Genomic DNA, 21,868 nt, shown 5'->3' on the forward strand with positions numbered 1-21,868 from the left:
TTCTACCAGCGTGTCTCGTCCGTCGGCGCGGGGGTGCAACCCTCCTGCCCGCGCAAGGGTGGCAAGGGCGCAGGCTGCCAGAGCCTCCGGTGGCGGGCTCGATGACCGGGCCCCACCTCCAGCTCCGAGTTCGCTTCCAGGCGCAAGGCGCCATGCAGCCCGGTCTCCTGCAGTGGCACACAGGCCGCCTTCAGACGTTCGCGGACAGCGGCCTCCAGACCGCGCCCGCGCCCATCGGTACTCGCCCAGGCGATGCGCGGCGGCGCATCCACCAGCCAGCCCCGGCTCAAGCTGCCCGTGCCAGCCCCGCGCGGCAGCACCAGAAGATCACTGGCACGCGCGTCCGGCACATCACGCATCAGCACTGCCTCGCCCAGTCCTCCGAGCCCGCCCGTCAGCAGCAGACGGACGCCTCCGGCCGTCTCCACCGCCAGCACGCAGGAGGCCGAGGCTCTGCCATCCCATCCGGGCGGCGGGTGCAGCACTTCGAATCGCACCGCGTCCCATTCCCAGCGCTCTCCGACCTCGCACGCCCGCTCATCGGCCTCTGCCGGCACCCGTCGCAGGGTCTCGACCACGGGTATGGAATCCCGGACCCCGGCGCTGCCTCCGGCGTGCGCGGCGTGTTCGTGGCTGAGGATCATGCGATCCAGCCGGCGCACCCCTTCGGCCCGAAGGGTCGGGACCACAATCTGCTCACCCGCGCTGTAGCCACCCGCACGCCCGGGACCCGCATCGAACAACAGGTTGTGGTTACGCGTCTGCAGCAAGGCCGACTGCCCGTTCCCGACATCCATCAGGAGGACGTGCACGGCACCCGGCTCGATATCCGGTCGCATGGGCAAGGCCAGCGCCATGCCTGCGAGCACGACCCAAACGGCACCCAGACGCAGCCGCGGCTGCAAGGCCACGAGCACCGCGAGCCCGCCCAGCAAGCTCGCAGCCAGCGGGACCCGCCGCTCGTCCACCAGCACGGGCAATCCGGACAGGAGATCCAGCAACCCGACGAGCAGAGCCAGTACGCCGTCGCCCGCGTGCAGGAACGGCTGACCCAAAGGGGCCCACAAGGCGGCCAGCCCTGCCCCGACCAGCAACACCGGCAGCACCAGCAGGCTGATCACGGGCACTGCCACCAGGTTGGCCACCGGCGCGACCCACGAACCCAACTGGAACCAGGCGAGACTGAGCGGAAGCATCGCCAGTGCCAGCATCACCTGGATACTCCCCGCCTCGCGCCAGCCCGGACGCCCCGAGCGCCCCTGCAACAGCAGAAGAATGACCGCGACCGCGCCAAACGAAAACCAGAAACCGGGGGCCAGTACACTCGTCGGCTGCCACAGCACGACCGCGATCGCGGCCAGCATCAGACCTCGCCAGGCGAACGCCTCGCGGCGCCACAACAGGGCCGCCATGAAGGCCGCGAGCATGATCAACGCCCGCTGGGTCGGGATGCTGAAGCCGGCCAACGCGGCATACACCGCAGCCCCCGCCAGACCGGCCAGCGCCATGAAGGCCGCCTTCCGCAGACCCCGTTGCAGCGGCAACAAACCGCTCCAGACCAACCCCGACAGCAACCCGACAAAACCGGCAACCAGCCCCACATGCAACCCGGAGATCGCCATCAGGTGGTTGGTTCCGGTGCGCAGAAAGGCCTGCCATTCCGGCGCGGTCATCCCCTGACGGTCGCCAATGACCAGGGCCTGCACCAGCCCCGGATGGCGCAACTCCGGGGCCGCGACTTCCAGCCGCCCGCGCAGCCAGCCGCGGACGCGGTGCAAGTCGGCCCGCCAGGGCCGTGCCGGTGCGGCCGACACTCCGTTCCCGATCGACTCCAGATCAAGCAACGTCGCGGAGCCATGCAGGCCCTCGCGGTAAAACCACCCCGCGCGATCGAATCCGCCAGGATTCGCGGGCCCTTCGGCCGGGCGCAGGCGCAGGGTCATCTGGCCGCGTGTGCCTGCCTCGACCTCAGGCCGCGCCGGATACGCCGTCACCAGGAGCTCACGGGCAGCGAATGCCTCCGGCCCCGCGATGACCGCCTCCACCGTGACCCGAAACCGGCTGCGATGCCCGGTGTGTTCCGGCAAACTGGTGACCGTGGCAAGAACGGTGACCTCTTCTCCCGCAAGCGAAGGTGCCAAGGCCTCCTCGAGCCAGATGTTCGCGGTCATGGAGACGCTCCCCCAGGCGACCACCCCACCCAGCGCCATCGCCCATGGCACAGTGGCCCGGTAGCCGTAGCGTCGCAGGCCGGCGCTGGCGCCCGCGGTGACCACGAGCAGCGCGAGCAGCAGACCCGGGGCCATCGGAAGCGGCTCCGGTACCCGGTGCAGCCACCACGCCGTGACCAGAAGCCCGAGGGTGAAAGCGGTCACGTTGAGGCCCTGAACGCCCGGCCCACTGCGTGGCCCAAGACCCACGTGCCGGGCGACACAGGCATTCGCCGGCCCAAATCAGCGAGAATGGAACCCACATGCGCGGTCGCGAGCCCGCGCCAGGCGCACCATCGGCAACCCGGAACATGGCAAGACACATCATCAAGAAGATGTTTCCCGGCATGGAGCGCATGCGTGGGCACAAGGCGCTCGCCCCGCTGGGGCCGCGTCTGGGGTCGCCGGATCTGTGGCATCTGAACCGCCGCTCCGTGGCTGGTGCGTTTGCCGTGGGGCTCTTCGTGACCTTCCTGCCACTGCCCATGCAGATGCTGATCGCGGCGGCCGTGGCCATTATCGTCCGCGTCAATCTGCCGATTTCGGTGATCCTGGTCTGGATCTCCAACCCGATCACCATGCCGCCCATGTTGTATACGGCCTACACGATCGGGCGCAAGCTTCTGGACGAACCCCGTCGCGATATCCGCCTGGACTGGAGCTGGGAGTGGTTCAGCACGGAGTTACTGACCATCTGGCAGCCCCTGCTCCTGGGGAGCGTCCTGCTGGGCTCGGTCGCGAGCCTGTCGGGTTATTTGCTCGTGCGCTTCCTGTGGCGGCTGAACGTGGTCCAGCGCGTGCGCAGCCGCCGTTATCTGCGGCGGCTGCGCAAGGAACTGGCGGAGCGCGAAGCCGCGGAACGCAGCGAAGAGGAAAAATCGAACAAGAAGCAACCGCCGTTGGACTGATCAACCGAGCCCGTTCAGGGTCCGATGCTGCCAGGCGCGCGGATGCGCGCTGCACGGGGGCCTATTCGTGGACCGCCGCCAATTGGCCGTCGAAGACCTCCGGCTCGAGGTGTCCCTTGACCAGCTGCACCGAGCGGTCCAGCTCGCGCGCCAGGGTGATGTCGTGGGTAACCAGGGCCAGCGCGGTGCCGGTGGAGCGATTCATCGCGCGCAGCAGCTCGAACACCTGCGCTGCCCGCTCCTGGTCCAGGTTCCCGGTCGGCTCATCCGCCAGGATGGCCGAGGGTCGGGTGACCAACGCACGGGCGATCGCGACCCGCTGACGCTCGCCACCGGAGAGCTCCGAAGGCTTGTGCTCCAGGCGGTGACCCAGATCCACCTGCTGCAGCCAGTGGCGTGCCTCCTCCCGCGCCTTGCGGTTGGACATCCGCCGGATCAGCAGTGGCAGGGCCACATTCTCGGCGGCCGTCAGTTCCGGCAACAGGTGGTGGAACTGATAAACGAACCCCAGATGCTGGTTGCGCAGGTGCCCGCGCCGCGCCTCGCTCATGCGGGTCCAGTCCGTGCCCAGCAAGCGCACCTCGCCGGCCGTCGGCCGGTCCAGACCACCGAGCAGGTGCAGCAGGGTGCTCTTGCCGCTGCCCGAGGCACCGATGATCGCGGTCTGGTCCCCCGGCTGCAGGGCGAAATCGACCCCGGTCAGCACGGCCACATCCAGCTTGCCGTCGCGGAAACGGCGTTCCACGCCCAAGGCCTCGAGGACCGGAGTCTCGTGGTCAGTCATAGCGCAGCGCCTCCGCCGGCTGGGTACGGGCCGCGCGCCAGGCCGGGAACAGTGTGGCCACGACCGTCAGCAGGAAGCCCAGAATGCCGACCCGTAGAACATCCGACAGTTTAAGTTCAGATGGCAAGTCACTGATGTAATAGACTTCGGCGGACAGGAATTCGACGCCCACCAGCCGCTCGATAAAGGGCACGACGACATCGATATTGGACGCCAGCGCGACCCCGGCCGCGGTACCCAAGAGGATGCCGATCGCCCCGATCACGACCCCCTGGACCATGAAGATCACCATGATGCCTGCGGGCGACAACCCGAGCGTTCGCAGGATCGCGATATCCCCCTGCTTGTCGGTCACCAGCATGATCAGGGTCGAGACGATATTGAAGGCTGCGACCGCCACAATCAGCGAGAGGATGATGAACATCACCATCTTCTCCATCTGGATGGCGCGGAACAGATTCGCGTGCTGACGGGTCCAGTCGGACACCCGGAAAAGCCCGTCCAGCTGCGCCGCCACGTCGCGTGCAATCACCCCGGCCTGCATCATGTCGGTCAGCCGCAGCCGCAGCCCGGTCACCTGATCGCCCATCTGGAACACCGCCTGGGCATCCTCCAGATGGATGAAGGCAGTCCCCCGGTCGTATTCATACATGCCGACCTCGAACAGGCCGGACACCTCGAAGCGCCGCATGCGCGGCATCACCCCGGCCGGCGACACCGAGGCCTGGGGAGCCATCAGGATGATCGAATCGCCAACCTGCACACGCAGTTCCGCCGCCAGTTCGCGCCCGAGCACGACGCGGTAGCGACCGCCCTCCAGGCTCCCCAGCTCGCCCCGGATCATGTGCTCACCGATGCGCGCAACCCGTTCTTCCGCCTCCGGCTCGACACCGCGGATCAGCGCCCCGGAGATATTCCCGCGTGCACTCAGCATCGCTTCGCCCTGAACATAAGGGGCCGCGGCCACCACCCGGTCATCGATGTCCGGCGCCTCGCGCTGCAGGCGCTCCCAGTCACGCAGCCCTCCGTTGGCCTCACCGATGGTCGCATGCGAGGCCATCCCCAGGATGCGCTCGCGCAATTCGCGCTCGAACCCGTTCATCACCGACAACACGGTGATCAGCGCCATCACGCCGAGCACCAGCCCGATGATCGACACCACCGAGATGAACGAGATGAAGTGGTTACGCCGCTTGGCACGCGTATAGCGCAGGCCGATGGCAAGGGTCAGGGGGCGAAACATCGCGAAAGCATGCCAGAGATACCGGGTCGCGCCTATAGGGGAAGCGTCGGGGGAGGCATGGCGTCGCGGTTGACGCTACCATGGAGCCATCCAGCAAACGGAGAGTTGGCCATGCCAGGGAAATGCAACGCAGCGAACCCCACCTTGAAGTCCGGCGCACGCCGGGGCAGCACCGTGCGCACCGCGGCCAGCGCCCTTGTACTGGCGCTTTTCGCCGGCGCCATGGCCACCGCCTCGGCCGACATCCTGCGCAGCCCCGAAGGGGGGTTCACGGTAAAGGAACGTGAAGGGGCCCCAACCCGTGGTCAGAGCCAGTCAGCGGTCATTCGCCAGCACGGCGAGCCGGAACAACGCCACGCCACCGTGGGCGATCCGCCGATCACACGCTGGGACTATGCCGACTTCTCCGTGTTCTTCGAGGGCGAGTACGTCCTGCACAGCGCAGTGCGCAACGGATCCCGCTCCGACCGTCCATGAGTACCGGGGACGCCACCCCGGTGCCGCCCAAACGCCGCCTCCCCGCCGAGTGGGAGCCCCAGGGTGCGATCCAGCTGACCTGGCCGCATGACGCCACGGACTGGGCACCGGTCCTGGATCAGGTGCACCCGGTATTTGCCACCATTGCCGCGAGCATCAGCCAGTACGAGCCGGTCATCATCGTCGCGCGCGATCCCGAGCACATCGAGGAGATCTCCGGCTTCCTGACCGAGACCGCCATCCGGCCCGACCGGCTGTGGTTTGCCCTGGCCTCGAGTAACGACACCTGGGCGCGCGACCATGGCGCCATCACGGTATTCGACGGCAATCAGCCACGCCTGCTGGACTTTACCTTCAACGGCTGGGGCGGCAAATACCCCGCCGATCTGGACGATGCGATCACTCGGGCCCTGGCCAGCCAGGGCGTATTCGGCAGCTGTGTACCGGAACCCACCGGGCTGATCCTCGAAGGCGGGTCGATCGAATCCGACGGCGCCGGCACACTGCTCACTACAACGCGCTGCCTGCTCTCCAGCACCCGCAACCCCGATCTGGATCGCACCGGGCTGGAACAGCGCCTCGGCGAATGGCTGGGTGCCGAACGGATCCTCTGGCTGGAACACGGGCAGCTGGAGGGCGACGACACGGATGCCCATATCGACACGCTGGCCCGCTTCTGCGCCCGCGATACGATCGCCTACGTCCAGTGCGACGATCCGCAGGACCCCCATCACCCCGAACTGCAAGCGATGGAACAGGAACTCCGGGCCCTGCGCCAGACCTCCGGAGAGCCCTACCGCCTGATTCCGCTCCCTTGGCCGGCCCCCATCGTCGAGGACGGCCGACGGCTGGCTGCCACCTATGCGAACTTCCTGATTCTGAACGGTGCGGTGCTCCTGCCGGTCTACGATGACCCCGCCGATGCCGTCGCCCGCGACCGGCTCGCCGAGGCCTTCCCGGGACGCGAGATCGTGGAGATCGACTGCCGGGCGATCATTCGCCAGGGGGGCAGCCTGCACTGCCTGACCATGCAATACCCTGCGGCCGCCCTCGGCATCCCGCAGGAATAACCTTCTGCACCGAGCACCCGCCATGCCCAACGCCCCATTGTCCGTCGCCCTGATCCAGCACCGCGATGCCGGGAGCGTCGAGGCCAATCTCGACGCCACCGCGGCCGCAGTCGCCGAGGCCGCCGCGAATGGTGCCCGCCTGGTCGTATTGGCCGAGTTGCACACCGGCCCCTACTTCTGCCAGACCGAGGACCTCGCCACCTTCGATCGCGCCGAGGCGATCCCCGGCCCGAGCTGCGAGCGCCTGGGCGCAATGGCACGGGACAACGGCGTGGTCCTGGTCGGCTCCCTGTTCGAGCGTCGCGCCCCGGGCCTCTATCACAACACCGCAGTGGTCTTCGAAACCGACGGCCGCCCGGTCGGCACCTACCGCAAGATGCACATCCCGGACGATCCCGGCTATTACGAGAAGTACTATTTCACCCCGGGGGACACCGGCTTCGTCCCCATCGACACTTCGGTCGGTCGCCTCGGGGTCCTGGTCTGCTGGGACCAGTGGTACCCGGAGGCCGCCCGCATCATGGCGTTGTCCGGCGCCGAGCTACTGATCTATCCCACTGCCATTGGCTGGGACCCGCAGGACACGCCCGAGGAACAGGCCCGGCAGCAGGACGCATGGATGACCGTCCAGCGCGGCCACGCCGTTGCCAACAACCTGCCGGTGATCGCCTGCAACCGCACGGGGCACGAACCGGACCCCTCCGGACGCGCGCCCGGGGCGAACTTCTGGGGCACAAGCTTCGTCGCGGGGCCCCAGGGCGAGATCCTGGCCCGCGCCGGCGAGGCGCAGCCGGAGATCCTCACCATCGAGCTGGATCGCGGCCGGACCGAGGCCGTACGCCGCCAGTGGCCTTTTCTCCGCGATCGCCGCATCGATGCCTACGGCCCGATCCTGCAACGCTACATCGATCCCACCTGAGGTGATCAACACCCACTAGCGCGATCCGCCCCAGGTAATCCCCGGCCTTCTCCGTGATCTCCATGCCCTCCGCCGCAAAAACGCCCTTCAGCCTCACACAGCACAAACCGATTCGTCAGGGCGGCCTCTGGCTCACGCGCACCCGTCAGGCGGAATCCGTATAATCGCGGCCCTTTCCGCCCCTCCCGACCGAACAACAGGCCCATGTCCGAACAACGCCGCAACCCGCTCCATCCCGGCCGCCTCCCCGGCTCCGGCTTCGAGGTGTGGTCGGGGCTCAATGCCTCGGCGGCGACGCTCGCACTTTCGCGGAACGCCGGCGAGTTCGCCCGGCCACTTCTGGTGATCACGGAATCCAACGAGGCGGCCGACCGCTGGCAGGAAGAGTGGGAGTTCTTCGCCGGCGACCACGACCTGCCGCTGCTGCGCCTGCCGGACTGGGAGACCCTGCCGTTCGATGTCTTCTCCCCGCACGAGGACATCATCTCCGAACGCCTGCGCACGCTGTACCACCTGCCGGGGCTGGAACGCGGGATCGTGTTGATGCCGGTCTCGACCCTGATGCAGCGCCTGCCGCCGCGCGACTGGCTGACCACCCAGGGCCTTTCGCTGCACACCGGCCAGCGCCTGGACCGCATGACCCTGCGCGAGAACCTCACCGAGGCCGGGTACAGCGCCGTTCAGCAGGTCATCAGCCATGGCGAATTCGCCGCCCGCGGGGAGATCCTCGACCTGTTTCCGATGGGCGCGGACGAACCCGTGCGCATCGAGTTTCTGGATGACGAGATCGACTCCCTGCGCCGCTTCGACCCCGAGTCGCAGCGCTCCACCGAAAAGGTCGAGCGACTGGAGATCCTGCCCAGCCACGAATTCCCGCTGAACGATACCTCCATCAGCGAATTCCGCACCCGCTACCGGGCGCATTTCTCAGGCGATCCCGCCAAGCACCCGATCTACCGCGACATCAGCGAGGGCCTGGTCCCGCCGGGTATCGAGGCCTACCTGCCGCTGTTCTTCGAGGGCATGGACACGGTGTTCGACTACTGCCCCGAGGTCCAGATGGTGCAGGTCGGCAACATCGCCGGGGCGGCCGAGGAGTTCGCCCAGGAGATCCATGACCGCTTCGAACAGCTCAGCCATCAGTATGATCGACCGCTGCTGCCGCCCGAACGGCTCTACCTGGACGTCGACGGCCTGTCCGGCGCACTGCGCGAGCACTCCGGCATTGCCTTGGGCGACCCGGCCGCCCCGCTCCCCGCGGGACGCGGCGCGGATATCGCATTTGCCTGCGACGCGCTGCCGGAACTCGGCATGCAGCAGGGCCGCGACGATCCAACCCAGCCCCTGAAGGTCTTTGTCGAGGGGCAACAGCGCGTGCTCCTGACCGCGGAATCTGCCGGTCGCCGCGAGGCCCTGCTGACGCTGTTGCGGGACCAGGCCGTACCCCATCATGCCGTGGACGACTGGGACGCCTTCCTCACCGCCGAACCCGGCCTGTACGTCACCGTGGCCGCGCTCGGCGAGGGCTTCGTGCTGCCCGAGGGTGTGGCCGTCGCCCCCGAGGCCGCCCTGCTCGGAGAACGCGCGCGCCAGACCCGCGGACGCAACCGCACCACGCGGGACGCAGACGCGGTCATCCAGAACCTCAGCGACCTGACCATCGGTGCACCGGTGGTCCACGAGGAACAGGGCGTCGGCCGTTATCTCGGGCTGCAGACCCTGGACTTCAACGGCCAGCCTTCGGAGTTCCTGACGCTCGAGTACGCCGACGAGGCCAAGCTCTATGTCCCCGTGTCCTCGCTGCACCTCATCAGCCGGTATACCGGCGCGGATGCCGAGCACGCCCCCCTGCACCGGCTCGGCAGCGAGCAATGGGGCAAGGCGCGCAAGAAGGCGGCGGAAAAGGCGCGGGACGTGGCCGTCGAACTGCTCGATATTCATGCCCGGCGCGCGGCGAAACAGGGCACGGTCTTCGCTACCGACACCGCCGAGTATCACGCCTTCGCCGCCGGGTTCCCGTTCGAGGAGACCCTGGATCAGCAACAGGCCATCGACGCCGTGCTCGCGGACATGGCCGACACCCGCCCCATGGATCGCGTGATCTGTGGCGACGTGGGCTTCGGCAAGACCGAGGTCGCGATGCGCGCCGCCTTCGTCGCGGTGCAGAACAACAAGCAGGTCGTGGTCCTGGTCCCGACCACCCTGCTCGCGCAGCAGCACCACCAGAACTTCACCGACCGCTTCGCCGACTGGCCGGTCCACATCGAGTCGCTGTCACGCTTTCGCAGCGCCAAGCAGCAGGCCGCCGTACTGGAGGGCCTGAAAGACGGCAAGGTCGATATCGTGATCGGCACCCACAAGCTGCTGCAGGCCAACCTGGACTTCTCCAACCTCGGGCTGGTGATCGTCGACGAGGAACAGCGCTTTGGCGTGCGCCACAAGGAGGCGCTGAAGAAGATGCGCGCCGAGGTCGACATGCTCACGCTGACCGCCACACCGATCCCGCGCACCCTGAACATGGCCCTGGCCGGCCTGCGCGACCTGTCGGTGATCACCACACCACCGCGCGACCGCCTGGCGATCAAGACCTTCGTCAACGAATGGAACGACGCCATCATCCAGGAGGCCTGCCTGCGCGAGATCCGGCGCGGGGGCCAGGTGTACTTCGTGCACAACGAGGTCAACACCATCGAACGCACTGCCCAGGGCCTGCAGGAGCTGTTGCCCGGGGCGCGGGTCGGCATTGCCCACGGGCAGATGCGCGAGCGCGAACTGGAACAGGTGATGCTCGACTTCTATCACCGGCGCTACAACATCCTGGTGTGCACCACCATCATCGAGACCGGCATCGACGTCCCCACCGCGAACACCATCATAATGAACCGTGCGGACAAGCTGGGCCTGGCACAGATGCACCAGTTGCGTGGCCGCGTCGGGCGTTCACACCACCGCGCCTACGCCTACCTGATCACGCCGCCTGAGAAGGCCATGTCCGCCGACGCCAAGAAACGGCTGGAGGCCATCGCATCGCTGGAGGACCTGGGCGTCGGCTTCACCCTGGCCAGCCACGACCTGGAGATTCGGGGTGCCGGCGAGCTGCTCGGCGACGAGCAGAGCGGGCAGATCCACGAGGTTGGATTCTCGATGTACAACGACCTGCTCAACCGCGCCGTGAATGCCCTGCGCTCCGGCAATATGCCGGAACTCGAAGGGCCCGCGGCCACCGGGACCGAGGTGGAACTGGGCCTGCCCGCCCTGCTCCCGGGCGACTACGTACCCGACGTGCACACGCGGCTGATCCTCTACAAGCGCATCAGCAGCGCACCGACCTCCGATGCCCTTCGCGAGCTTGAAGTCGAACTGGTGGACCGTTTCGGCCTGCTTCCGGACCCGGCCAAGGCCCTGTTCGAGGCCGCCCGTCTGCGTCTGAAGCTGACCCCGCTCGGGATACGCAAGCTGGAACTGGGCCCTGCTGGCGGACGCCTGGTTTTTGGCCCGAGTCCCAATCTGGACATCGCGGCCCTGATCCAGCTGGTGCAATCCGATCCGCAAATGTACAAACTGGATGGCCAGAAGGCCTTCCGCTTCTTTGCGCCGATGGAGACACTGGAGGCTCGGGCGCAGGCCGTCCTGCGCCTCTTGAACACCATCAGCCCCGAACAACAGGCCGCCTGAATGCGCAACGACCCATCCGAATCCCACAACCCCCTTCGACGCCGCCTGCTGGGCGGACTGGCCGCCCTGCCCCTGGCTGGCGCCACGGGACCGGCCCTGGCACAGGCCGGGCGCCAATATCGCATCGAACTGGTGATCTTCGAGCATCGCACGGACGAGAGCCGTCGGCTGCAGATGGAGCTCGCCGCGCCGCGCGAGGCCATGCTCGGCGAATCCGAACTGGGCGGGCGGATCTATCGCGACTCACGCAAGGGCTTTGAACTGCAACGCGTGGTACGCCGGGTGGAGGACTCCGGCGCCGGGCGCATCCTGGCGAGCCTGGCCTGGGATCAGACCGGACGCGACCACGCCTCCGCCCCCTGGCTGCGAGTGCAGCAGGGACGGCGAATCGGTACGCGTGATCTTCTGCGCGCCGAGGCCGACCGGATGCCGCGTCCGCTCATGGAGGAACAGGACGAACGCTTCGAGCTGGAGGGCCGACTGCGTATCTGGGTGGGGCGATTCCTGCACCTGGAGACCGACCTGATCTACCACGTCGAGGAACCGCAGGGGGACCAGCCGCCGCGCGCGATAACGGTACGCGGCAGCCAGCGCATGAACTCCGGCGACGAACTGTTCTACCTGGACCATCCGGTGATCGGCATGATCGCCCGCGTCACCCGCATCGATCGCAGCTGAACCGCAGGCTGGGAGGCCGGGCAGCGCGCCTCAGCGCCACTGCGGCGTGGTCTCCCAGCTCATCCATTGCTGGAAGGCCGCCATGCCGAGGTCTTCGAACAGCAACTGCAACGCACTGCGCCGCGGCTTGAACTCCACCATCTTCTCCACACCGATCACGTCGCGCGCCACGCTGCGGTCCGTGCCGATGCCATCGATCAGGCCGAGCTCTACCGATCGGTCGCCCGTCCAGATCAAGCCGTTGAACAGATCGTCGCGTTCGACCAGGCGATCGCCACGACCGGCACGCACCACGTCCACGAACTGCTCGTGCACGCCCTGCAGCACCCCGTCGAGGTGATTCACATGGTCATCGTCCAACGGCAGGAACGGGTCCAGGAACCCCTTGTTCTCGCCAGCGGTAAACAGACGTCGTTCCACACCGATATTGTCGATCAGATCCACGAGCCCGAAGCTGTCCATGCGCACGCCGATCGAACCCACCATGCTGGCCTGGCTGGCATAGATCTCGTCCGCCGCTACCGCGATGTAATAGGCCGCCGAGGCGCCCACATCCCCAATGACCGCATACACGGGGATATCCGCGTGCTTCTCCTTTAGCCGCAGGATCTCGTCGTGCACGTTGGCGGCCTGCACCGGGCTTCCGCCCCCGCTGTTGATACGCAGCATTACCGCCTGGGTGCCATCCGCCTCGAAGGCCTCTTTCAGCACCTTGGAGATGTCCTCGGCATTGGCCGCCGCGCTGGAGGCAATCAGCCCCTCGACTTCGACCACGGCAACGTGTTCGGCGGGCTCGCGTTCGCTCTCGAACATCCCCGAAAGCCCCAGATCGCCGCCGCGCACCAGGATCAGCAGCGCGACCAGGTAGAAGAAGAACAACAGCTTGAAGAAGATGCCCCAGCGTCGGGCCCGGCGTTGCTCGATCACCTGTGCCTGGACCAGGTTCTCCAGGGCTTCGCGTTCCCAGCCCGGTTTGTTCTCGTTCGCCCAGCCCATCGTGATTCCTTTTCTAAGTTGTACCTTCAGCCCGCCGGAACGCCTCAAGCAGCGATTCCAGATCCGGCTGCAAGGCCAGGGGGGATTCGTCACTCAGGCGTTCCGGCGAATGCACCCCGTGGGTGACAGCCACGGCCGGTACTCCTGCATGCCGCGCCATTTCGAGATCATAAACGCTATCACCGACCATGCGCGTCCGGGCCGGTTCCACCCCCGCGCGTCCCATCACGGACTGGAGCATCGTCGGATTCGGCTTCGACGGGTATTCGTCGCCCGTGGCAGTTGCCACGAAGTACCTGCCCAGACCCGTCGCCTCCAGGGCCTGGTCCAGTCCCCGTCGCGATTTGCTGGTCGCCACGGCCAGCAGGATCTCGCGCGCATCCAGCCAGTCGAGCAGGTCGCTCACGCCGGCGAACAGCGGGGTCTCCGGGGCATCGTCAGCCGCCAGATAACACTCGCGATAGGTGTCGGAAAAGTGCTGCACGAAGGCATCATCGGCGTCCGGGTAGAGCTCGCGGACCGCTGCCTGAACCCCGAGCCCGATAATATTGCGCAGCGTCGCCTCGTCCCGCACCGGGGCACCGGTATCCTTCGCCGCACGCTGCAGGCAGTGCACGATCCGGCGAGGCGAGTCCATCAGCGTTCCATCCCAGTCAAACACAACCAGGCGCAGGTCGCCCTCCTCCGGTGGCAGCAACGGGGTCATCATGCGTCGTCCTCGCCTCCGGCATCCAGGCTCGCGAGAACCGCGGTCAGCTCGTCCGGCAACGGGGCGGAGAAGATATGTCGCTCGCCGTCCGCCGACTGGTATGCCAGTGCCTGTGCGTGCAGGAACAGCCGTTTCAGCCCATGGCGCCGCAGGCTGCGATTGGCATCCGGCAAGCCGTAGTCGTGATCGCCCGCCACCGGATGGCCGATCGACTGACCGTGGACGCGAATCTGGTGCGTGCGTCCGGTCCCGATCTTCACCTCCGCCAACTGGAAGGCACCGTGCGCCTCCAGCGGGACAAAGACGCTCCGGGCTTCCCGTGCCCGCGGTCCGTCGCTGTCGGTCTCGCCCGCACGCATCCGGCGGCGGCCGTCTTCCTGTCGGCCACTGGCGACCGGGGCATCGCATTCGATGGTCTGTCCGCCCGCGAACTGCCCCACCAGCAGCGCCAGGTAGCGCTTCTCGACCCGCCCTTCACGCAACGCGGCATGGAATTCTTGCAGCGCCGAGCGGCGCTTGGCCAGCAGCAGGCAGCCACTGGTCTCGCGATCCAGGCGGTGCCCCAGTTCCAGCTCGATATCCGGCCGTAACTGGCGCATCGCCTCGATAATGCCAAACGCCAGCCCGCTCCCGCCGTGCACCGCCAGGCCGGATGGCTTGTCCAGCACCAGCACATCGTCATCCTCGTGGATAATCGCCCGCCGCAACCGGTCCAGTACCTTCGGCGGGATCTCGCTGCTGGCTGCCTCCGGTCGATCCAGATCCGGCACCCGGACCTCGTTGCCGACCGCCAGGCGCTTGTGGGCCTTGGCCCGGCGCCCATCCACCCGCACGGCACCCTGACGGACCAGGCGGTAGATCAGGCCCTTGGGCACGCCCTTCAGTTCGCGCAGCAGGAAGTTGTCGAGCCGCTGACCGTCACCACGCTCGGTGACCTGGAAGGTACGTGGGCCGGAGGGTTCGCGCGTTGCTTTCATGGCGCGGGATGCTACCGGAGCCGCGCTCAACGGGCTACTGCACCCATCCCCGTTGCGGGCGGAAAAACTTGCCCGGACGGGGGGTTATGCCCTACATTGGCCCACGGTACGTTGCTGTGCTACGCCTGCAACGCGCCTCGAATCACCCGCCGCTTCGATCCACAGGCTGAAAGCAGCCTCCGGTCGAAGGGCCATCGCCACAAAGCGACACTGTGACGCTATTTCTTCTAACCCAGTCCTGTCTCCCCGGCTACGCCTCCCGCAGGCGACTGATCCCGTGGTTGCTGGTGAACACCTGGCTGGCGCGTTGGCTTGTGCTACGCGCCGCCGCTGCGAGCACGCGTGCGCAAGCGTTGCCGTGCCGCCGCTCGATCGCCGCACCCCGGACCCCGATCTTCCCCGCCGGACGCCAGGACGCCCTACCGAGTCCAATGCATGAAACGCATCCTGATCAATGCCACGCAGCCGGAAGAGTTGCGGGTCGCCATGGTCGACGGCCAGCGGCTGTACGACCTGGATATCGAACTGCCTTCGCGCGAACGCAAAAAGGCGAACATCTACAAGGCCAAGATCACCCGCGTCGAACCGAGCCTGGAGGCCGCGTTCGTCAACTTTGGTGCTGATCGCCACGGCTTCCTCCCGTTCAAGGAAATCGCTCATTCCGCGGTTGGCGCCCCTGCCGACAGCGACAAGCCAATCCGCGACTTCCTGAAGGAAGGCACGGAACTCCTCGTCCAGGTAGAAAAGGAAGAACGCGGCAACAAGGGTGCCGCGCTGACTACCTACATCAGCCTGGCCGGCCGCTATCTGGTCCTGATGCCCAACAACCCGAAAGCCGGCGGAGTCTCGCGCCGCATCGAGGGCGAAGACCGCGCCTCCCTGCGTGACGCACTCTCCGGACTGACGATGCCGGACGGCATGGGCGTAATCGCCCGGACCGCGGGCGTCGGGCGTACCACCGAAGAGCTCCAGTGGGATCTGGATTACATGACTGCCCTGTGGGCGGCGGTCACCGAAGCGGCGGAAAAGGCCAAGACCCCGGCGCTGATCCACCAGGAAAGCAACGTCATCATCCGCGCCCTGCGCGACCACATGCGCAACGACGTCGGCGAGGTCATCATCGATGACAACGACGTGTACCAGCAGGCCGAGGAATTCGTTCGTCTGGTCATGCCCAACAGCCTGCGCAAGCTCAAGCGCTACGATGACCCGGTCCCGCTGTTCAATCGTTACCAGATCGAGAGCCAGATCGAGAGCGCATTCGATCGCGACGTCACCCTGCCCTCCGGCGGTGCGCTGGTCATCGACCACACCGAAGCCCTGATCTCCATCGACGTCAACTCTGCGCGCTCGACCAAGGGTGGCGACATCGAGGAGACCGCCTTCCACACCAACCTGGAGGCGGCGGAAGAAGTCGCGCGCCAGTTGCGCATCCGCGACCTGGGCGGCCTGATCGTGATCGATTTCATCGACATGAACGCCAACAAGCACCAGCGGGAGGTCGAAAACCGCCTGCGCGAAGCGCTGGAGATGGATCGTGCCCGGGTCCAGGTCGGGCGCATCAGCCGCTTCGGCCTGCTGGAGATGTCGCGCCAGCGCCTGCGTTCGTCGCTGGGGGAATCCAGCCAGAACACCTGCCCGCGCTGCCAGGGTCACGGCCAGATCCGTAGCGTGGAATCCCTCGCCCTGTCGATCCTGCGATTGATCGAGGAAGAGGCGATGAAGGACCGCACGGGCCTGGTGATGGGTCAGGTCCCGGTCGACGTGGGCACCTTCCTGCTGAACGAGAAGCGCGAATCGATCAACGACATCGAGGATCGCCACAAGGTCGACATCAGCATCATCCCCAATCCGCAGTACCTCACCCCACGTTTCGAGGTCCGCCGCGTGCGCGGCGACGAACGCGAAGAGACGATCAGCGACCGCGGCTCGCACGAACTGGTGGAGACCACCGAGGACGAGAGCGATCCGCATCAGGAGCGCCGCAGCAAGGTCGAGAAGCCGCTGGTCCAGGGCGTCAAGATGACCGGGCCGGCCCCGGTCAGCGACAGCGCACCCTCCGCACCGGAGACGTCACAGCCGGTGACGAAGCCCGGATTCTTCACGCGCATCTGGTCCTCGCTGTTCCCCAACGCGCGTCCGGCAGACGGGCCGGAAGATGAACAGGAAGACAGCCGCAAGGGCGGAGGTCGCGGGCGCGCCGGCGAAAGCAACCGCGGCGGCAAGGGCAGCGGCCGCGGGGGCAGTCGGAAAAAGGCCGACAACGGCGGCCGCAATACCGGCGACAAGCGTGACGAGACCGACAAGGGCAAGAAGGGCGCACCCGACAAGACGGATAGTGCCAAGGGCAATGGCACCAAGCCCGATGGTGCCAAGGGCCGTTCCCGTCGTGGCGGCAAGAAAGATGCCGATGCCGCGAAGGGCACGAGCAACGAATCGCCGAAACAAGCCGCCGAAAGCCGGACGCCTGACACCAGGGGACCCGAGAAGTCCGCAGACTCGAAACCGGCCGAGAAGCCGGCCGAGAAGCCAGCACGGGACAAGGACGAGGCCGCCACGAGCGTAGCCGCGGACACTCCTGCGGGTAACGGACCGGAGAAGTCGGACGAGGATGACGGCGGCAAGGGTCGCAGCACCCGTTCCCGCCGTTCCCGTCGCGGTGGCCGGCGTCGTGGCGGTCGTGGACGTTCTGGCGAAAACGCCGGCGAAGCCGGCACCGACGGTGCGCAGAACACTGCAACCGAGGGTTCCGCTCCGGAGTCCGGCAGTGATACGACCGCCCCGGACTCAGCCCCCGCGGCCGACACCGGAAAGGCACACGCTGAGACCCCCAAAGAAGTTCAGAACGCCGAGTCCTCGGCCCCAACCAGGGACGGTGGCGAGAGCACCCCGCCACCGGAAAAGGCCATCCCCGACGATGGCGCCCCCAAGGACGCCGCGCCCGCCAAGGGGCGTAGCCGCGGTGGTCGCGGCCGCAAGCCGGCCCCGGCCTCCGCAGAGACCTCCACCGGCGAAGTGACTCCGGGCTCCAGCGAGCCGAACACCCCGACAGAAAGCCAGCCGGCCGTTTCCGATTCCCGGGAACCGGCCCCAAAAGCCGAGCCGGCAGCGAAGCAGGACACGGCGGACGCCACAGGCCAAAGCGACAAGGCCCCGGCCAAGCGCCCGGCCCGGGCCAAGAAGGCCGATGCCGGGGATGCCGCGAACAAGACCGATGCGACCCCGACAGACCCGCCGGACACCGCTCCCAAGCCAAGAACCCGGCGGCCAAAGGCGACCAAGGCGGAGACCACCCCCACCGATGAAGGGGCCGCTGCTTCAAGGCCGGACGAAGTGAAAGCAGAAAAGCCTGCGGAGGCGAAAGACGACAAACCTGCCGCGCCCAGGCCCACTGCCGAGCCAGCGGAACCGGCCGCCGAAAGTCCGAACCGAAAAGGCGACGACTGACAGGACGAGGTCCCTCGTCCAACCAAAAAGGGCCCGCCTATTGGCGGGCCCTTTTTGGTTCTGGCCTCGGGATTCCGAATGGATGATCTTCCAGAAGGGTCATACCGATGCCTTTGGCTCGGCTTGCACGCGACCCTGCGCCAGTCGACTCCGGCAGCGACTCCTGCGCCCGGTCCGCAACGCGTCCGGCAGTGCTGTCAGGAGGCCTTCAACGTGTGGCGATCGCAGATATGTTCCAGCAACCCATCCGCTGCCGCTTCCACCAGGTCCATGACGTGCACGAACCCTTCGTCCCCGCCGTAGTACGGATCCGGGACTTCGTGTTCGCCGAACTGTGGCGCAAAATCCAGAAACCGCAGCAACTCCGCCCGCGCATCTGCCGGACGGATGCGCTCGGCATTGCGGTAGTTTGCGTCGTCCATGGTCAGGATGTAATCGAACTCCAGGAAATCCTCGGGCTCCAGCCTACGCGCGCGCAGATGTTCCAGATCGTAGCCGCGCGAGCGCGCCTCCTGGCGGGCCCGGCTATCCGCCTTCGCCCCCACGTGATACCCGGCGGTTCCGGCCGAATCGACCTCGATGGCCTCGCTCAGTCCGTGATCGCGCACCCGCGCCTCGAACACTCCATGGGCCATCGGCGAGCGACAAATATTACCCAGGCAAACCATCAGTACACGTATCTTCGACATCGCTCCACAGTCCGAATCGCGAAAGGCATCAGGATAACAAACCGGGCATCCTGGGCGGGCCGTTTCATTCCGCGCCCTCCGGTATGCCATGCTGAGGCTTTGCATCACGAGATCCATTGATGGTCGACCTTGGCGGTCCGCGCATTCCCGGCTGGACACCCCCCGGCAATGCGGCCAGTGGGGCAGGCACCGGAACGCGACAATCCCTCCAGACCGGAACGCGCATCGAGGTTCGTGTCCTGGAAGTACTTGCCGATCGCGGGGTGCGGCTGCGTCTCGAACCCTCCCCGGGCCGCAGCGGCGCATCGACCGCGGCACGCCCCTCCCCCCCTGCAACGGTGGTCACCGCCCAGCTGACCGGCGCATTGCCCACGGCCTTGTTGAACCGACCCGGCTCGGGCGCTTCCGGCACCGCCATGCTGGCCGAGATCACCCGCACCGAGCCACGCCTGGAGGTCCGCCTGCTCCCCCTGACCATGGATCGCGCCGCACCCCGCCCCGCCGGTAGCGGCTCAGCGCCCAACCCGGCCCAGCAGTGGCTGGGACAAGAACTGCGTCTGCAGCTCCCCGGGGCACGCCCGCTGGGGCCGGCTCTGCATGGCCTGCTGACCCAGCCCACCGGGACCGGGGCGCCAGCCACGAGCGCCATGCCCGGGGCCCAGGCCGCACCCGCACTGCACCGTATCCTGGATCTCCTGCCCACCCCGGCCCAACTGGCACAGCCCGAGACCCTGCGCCAGCACATCCAGCAATCGGGACTCTGGATGGAGGCCATGCTGGGGCATGCCGGACGCGGTCAAGGCCCGATGCATCCATTCGCGGGAGATCTCAAGGCCCAGCTTCTGCGTGCCGCAGACCAGGTTCGCCAAGCGGCGGACGCACGCCCTGCAGGGCAAGCACCCCCCGCCACCGCCTCGCCTCCCCCTGCCCCGGCCGCGGCCCTGTCCGGCCTTCTGGAGGGGCTCCTGAAACGTGTCACGTCGCTCCAGCTCCAGTCGCTGCAGTCCTTCGCAAGTGACGAGCCCGGCAACAGTCGCTGGTTATTCGAACTTCCGCTGCGCAGCGAGCAGGGTATCCACGGTGTTTTCGGCGAGATCCACCGCGAAGGCGGAAGCGACGACGAAGCCGAAGCGCCCTGGTCGATTGTGTTGACGCTGGATATCGGTGACCTCGGCCCGACGCGGATCGCCCTGGCATCGCGCAATGGGGGCGTCAGCGTGCACTTCACCGCACCCGAGGCCGATACCGTCACGCGACTGCGCAGCGAAATGGCTTATCTCCGCGATCGGCTGGGCGAGCGCGACGTGACGGTGACGGGGCTATCGGTACGTCAGGGCGAGGTCGATACGGACCCGCGCCCCACGAATTCGCATCGCATGCTGGACGAACAGGCCTGAGCCGATGGCACGAAAGGATCATGGGGACCGAACGGCCGACCGCGGCCGATCACCGGCCAAGGCGGTCGCACTGGAATGGGATCGTCGGCAGGCGCCGCGGATCACAGCCAGCGGCTCGGGCCTGACGGCCGAGGCCATCCTGCGCATTGCCGAGGAACATGGAATCCCGCTGCATCAGGACCCGGCCCTGAGCGAGGCGCTGGCGCAGGTCCCCGTGGGCAGCGAGATCCCGGAGGAGCTCTACGTCGCAGTCGCGGAGATTCTCGCCTTTGTGTTCCTGCTGGCAGGGATCACACCCGACGACCGCGGCAGTGGGTATCAGGCCCCCTCGCGCCAGTCCAACCCGGACCGCGAAGGGCCGGACCGGGGCTCATGAGCGCCCGGCGAACCCGGTGCCGCCGGCATTCCCGGAGCCGTGCAGGCTAAACAACAAGTCGAGTTCGGTGGAGGTAAGGCCGCAACGCCGACGGACCTCTTCGCGCCCCAGGCCCTGCTGGATCAGAAGAATCGCCTGCTCGTAGGCGCCGCTGTCGCCCTCGCGGGCGCGTAGCTCGCTGTGCTGGTCATGCAGGCGCTCCAGGGCACGCTGTACCGAGGCCTGTGCCTGACCATGGGTCGCGACCCCCTCGGACAGGGCCTTCATCGCCCCTTGCAGGGCCATTACCGAGGTGGCCTGGCGCTGATAATCCTGGCGCAGGGCCGCCAACTGCCGACGCAACAGAATCACGAGCCCCACGGCAAATCCGGCGACGATGGTCGCCAGCAACGCAATCAACGCGGCGAGCCAGATCAGCATTCCCTCTCCCATTGCCTGCACACTCCTGAAACCCGGGGCCTGCCGATTGTCGCGTGATTCGTGAGGGCGTGACCAGCCATGGCGAAAAACTCGGACACGGAACCGCGCCCGGACCGAGTGGGTGCCGGTCCCCGGGGACTTCAGGCGTAGTCGTCGATCAGGCCGCGCCGCTGGCGGCGTTCTTCCTTGCGCGGCGGACGCTGCTGGGTTGGACGCACTGCGGGACGAAAGACCGGGTCGCGGTCATGGTCGTCGCTCAAATTGCGCCCGGGAACAGTGGTATGGACCGGTCGAACAGTCCGGTCCGGCTGGAGTTCGTCGACCATGGTTCACCTCCCGGCTTGCGCCTCATGGTCATGGTCCTCGTCTGTTGACTGTAGACCCGACGTGCGCGGCTACAGTTCGCGCAACTGCGCCCACTCGTCGTCCGATAGCAGCCTGTTGAGGTCCACCAGGATGGTGAGGCCCTCCTCGGTGCTGGTCACGCCCTGGATAAAGCGGCTGCTGTCATCGTTACCCACCTCGGGCGCCGGCTCGACCGAATCCGGGGAGATCCGCACGACCTCCGAGACGGAATCCACCAGAATCCCCACGTTCTGGTTGTCTACATCGATGATCACGATGCGCGAGGCCTCATCCGACTCGCGATCATCCAGCCCCATACGCCGCCGGGCGTCGATCACCGTAACGACATTCCCGCGCAGGTTGATGATCCCGAGGATGTAGTCCGGCACACCCGGTACCGGGGCGATCTCGGTAACCTTGAGCACCTCCTGAACCTGCAGAACGTCGATCGCATAGGTTTCCTCCGCCAGACTGAAAGTCACATACGGAGCGGTGTCGGCCTTGGTCATGGCTTCTACGTCTTGTGCGCTGCTCATGTCATCCTCGAT

The 21,868-nt window shown here is 67.0% G+C and carries 19 protein-coding genes; 9 read left to right on the forward strand and 10 right to left on the reverse strand.

What is annotated here, in order from left to right:
* Positions 1-2: 2 nt before the first annotated feature.
* Positions 3-2,306 (reverse strand): DNA internalization-related competence protein ComEC/Rec2, encoded by a 2,304-nt coding sequence (locus G333_RS0108545; protein WP_019628208.1) that lies wholly within the window; start codon positions 2,304-2,306, stop codon positions 3-5.
* 215 nt (positions 2,307-2,521) lie between these two features.
* On the opposite strand from G333_RS0108545, the gene G333_RS0108550 reads away from it, so the two are divergent.
* Positions 2,522-3,118 (forward strand): DUF2062 domain-containing protein, encoded by a 597-nt coding sequence (locus tag G333_RS0108550; RefSeq protein ID WP_018176817.1) that lies wholly within the window; start codon positions 2,522-2,524, stop codon positions 3,116-3,118.
* 61 nt (positions 3,119-3,179) lie between these two features.
* Here G333_RS0108550 and G333_RS0108555 read toward each other — a convergent pair whose 3' ends face one another.
* A complete protein-coding gene (locus G333_RS0108555) occupies positions 3,180-3,902 on the reverse strand; it encodes an ABC transporter ATP-binding protein (RefSeq protein WP_018176818.1) in 723 nt (240 codons plus the stop codon).
* On the reverse strand, positions 3,895-5,145 hold the full coding sequence (locus tag G333_RS0108560) for a lipoprotein-releasing ABC transporter permease subunit (RefSeq protein ID WP_018937609.1): 1,251 nt from the start codon (positions 5,143-5,145) through the stop codon (positions 3,895-3,897). The genes G333_RS0108555 and G333_RS0108560 overlap by 8 nt, the downstream gene beginning before the upstream one ends.
* Before the next feature lie 144 nt (positions 5,146-5,289).
* Between G333_RS0108560 and G333_RS0108565 the strand changes: the two genes are divergently transcribed.
* The 5 genes from G333_RS0108565 (at position 5,290) to G333_RS0108585 (ending at position 11,964) form a co-directional block, all read left to right on the forward strand.
* The gene (locus tag G333_RS0108565) at positions 5,290-5,622 is read left to right on the forward strand and encodes a hypothetical protein (RefSeq protein WP_018951428.1); all 333 of its coding nucleotides are present in this window, start codon (positions 5,290-5,292) and stop codon (positions 5,620-5,622) included.
* Positions 5,619-6,692 (forward strand): agmatine/peptidylarginine deiminase, encoded by a 1,074-nt coding sequence (locus G333_RS0108570; protein WP_019628209.1) that lies wholly within the window; start codon positions 5,619-5,621, stop codon positions 6,690-6,692. Before G333_RS0108565 ends, G333_RS0108570 begins: the two co-directional genes overlap by 4 nt.
* Positions 6,693-6,714: 22 nt before the next feature.
* Positions 6,715-7,611, forward strand: a complete 897-nt coding sequence (locus G333_RS0108575) for a carbon-nitrogen hydrolase (protein WP_019628210.1) — start codon at positions 6,715-6,717, stop codon at positions 7,609-7,611.
* Between the two features lie 204 nt (positions 7,612-7,815).
* Positions 7,816-11,286 (forward strand): transcription-repair coupling factor, encoded by a 3,471-nt coding sequence (mfd, locus tag G333_RS0108580; protein ID WP_019628211.1) that lies wholly within the window; start codon positions 7,816-7,818, stop codon positions 11,284-11,286.
* Positions 11,287-11,964 (forward strand): CsiV family protein, encoded by a 678-nt coding sequence (locus G333_RS0108585; protein ID WP_019628212.1) that lies wholly within the window; start codon positions 11,287-11,289, stop codon positions 11,962-11,964. It begins immediately after the preceding gene.
* Between the two features lie 30 nt (positions 11,965-11,994).
* Here the strand turns inward: G333_RS0108585 and G333_RS0108590 are convergent, their stop codons facing one another.
* From G333_RS0108590 to G333_RS0108600, 3 genes are read right to left on the reverse strand one after another with little or no spacing between them, the layout of a single operon-like run.
* On the reverse strand, positions 11,995-12,960 hold the full coding sequence (locus tag G333_RS0108590; protein ID WP_018145724.1) for a S49 family peptidase: 966 nt from the start codon (positions 12,958-12,960) through the stop codon (positions 11,995-11,997).
* 13 nt (positions 12,961-12,973) lie between these two features.
* Positions 12,974-13,669 (reverse strand): HAD family hydrolase, encoded by a 696-nt coding sequence (locus G333_RS0108595; protein WP_018937616.1) that lies wholly within the window; start codon positions 13,667-13,669, stop codon positions 12,974-12,976.
* A complete protein-coding gene (locus tag G333_RS0108600) occupies positions 13,666-14,646 on the reverse strand; it encodes an RluA family pseudouridine synthase (protein ID WP_019628213.1) in 981 nt (326 codons plus the stop codon). The genes G333_RS0108595 and G333_RS0108600 overlap by 4 nt, the downstream gene beginning before the upstream one ends.
* A gap of 435 nt (positions 14,647-15,081) precedes the next feature.
* Here G333_RS0108600 and G333_RS0108605 point away from each other — a divergent pair, with 435 nt between their 5' ends.
* Complete coding sequence (locus G333_RS0108605) at positions 15,082-18,093, forward strand: Rne/Rng family ribonuclease (RefSeq protein WP_019628214.1); 3,012 nt, start codon at positions 15,082-15,084, stop codon at positions 18,091-18,093.
* A 197-nt stretch (positions 18,094-18,290) separates the two neighbouring features.
* Here the strand turns inward: G333_RS0108605 and G333_RS0108610 are convergent, their stop codons facing one another.
* Complete coding sequence (locus G333_RS0108610; RefSeq protein ID WP_038038139.1) at positions 18,291-18,782, reverse strand: low molecular weight protein-tyrosine-phosphatase; 492 nt, start codon at positions 18,780-18,782, stop codon at positions 18,291-18,293.
* Positions 18,783-18,901: 119 nt separating this feature from the next.
* On the opposite strand from G333_RS0108610, the gene G333_RS0108615 reads away from it, so the two are divergent.
* Both G333_RS0108615 and G333_RS0108620 read left to right on the forward strand, forming a co-directional pair.
* On the forward strand, positions 18,902-20,179 hold the full coding sequence (locus G333_RS0108615) for a flagellar hook-length control protein FliK (protein ID WP_019628216.1): 1,278 nt from the start codon (positions 18,902-18,904) through the stop codon (positions 20,177-20,179).
* A 4-nt stretch (positions 20,180-20,183) separates the two neighbouring features.
* A complete protein-coding gene (locus G333_RS0108620) occupies positions 20,184-20,555 on the forward strand; it encodes an EscU/YscU/HrcU family type III secretion system export apparatus switch protein (protein WP_019628217.1) in 372 nt (123 codons plus the stop codon).
* On the opposite strand, the gene G333_RS0108625 is transcribed toward G333_RS0108620, so the two are convergent.
* The 3 genes from G333_RS0108625 to G333_RS0108635 form a co-directional block, all read right to left on the reverse strand.
* Positions 20,550-20,975, reverse strand: a complete 426-nt coding sequence (locus G333_RS0108625; RefSeq protein WP_018145731.1) for a DUF2802 domain-containing protein — start codon at positions 20,973-20,975, stop codon at positions 20,550-20,552. The two genes, G333_RS0108620 and G333_RS0108625, sit on opposite strands and share 6 nt — an antisense overlap.
* Positions 20,976-21,115: 140 nt before the next feature.
* Positions 21,116-21,301, reverse strand: a complete 186-nt coding sequence (locus G333_RS0108630; protein ID WP_018145732.1) for a hypothetical protein — start codon at positions 21,299-21,301, stop codon at positions 21,116-21,118.
* Between the two features lie 69 nt (positions 21,302-21,370).
* On the reverse strand, positions 21,371-21,829 hold the full coding sequence (locus tag G333_RS0108635) for a chemotaxis protein CheW (protein ID WP_018145733.1): 459 nt from the start codon (positions 21,827-21,829) through the stop codon (positions 21,371-21,373).
* Positions 21,830-21,868 lie beyond the last annotated feature (39 nt).

This window comes from Thioalkalivibrio sp. AKL10 (assembly GCF_000381845.1).
GTDB lineage: Bacteria > Pseudomonadota > Gammaproteobacteria > Ectothiorhodospirales > Ectothiorhodospiraceae > Thioalkalivibrio > Thioalkalivibrio versutus.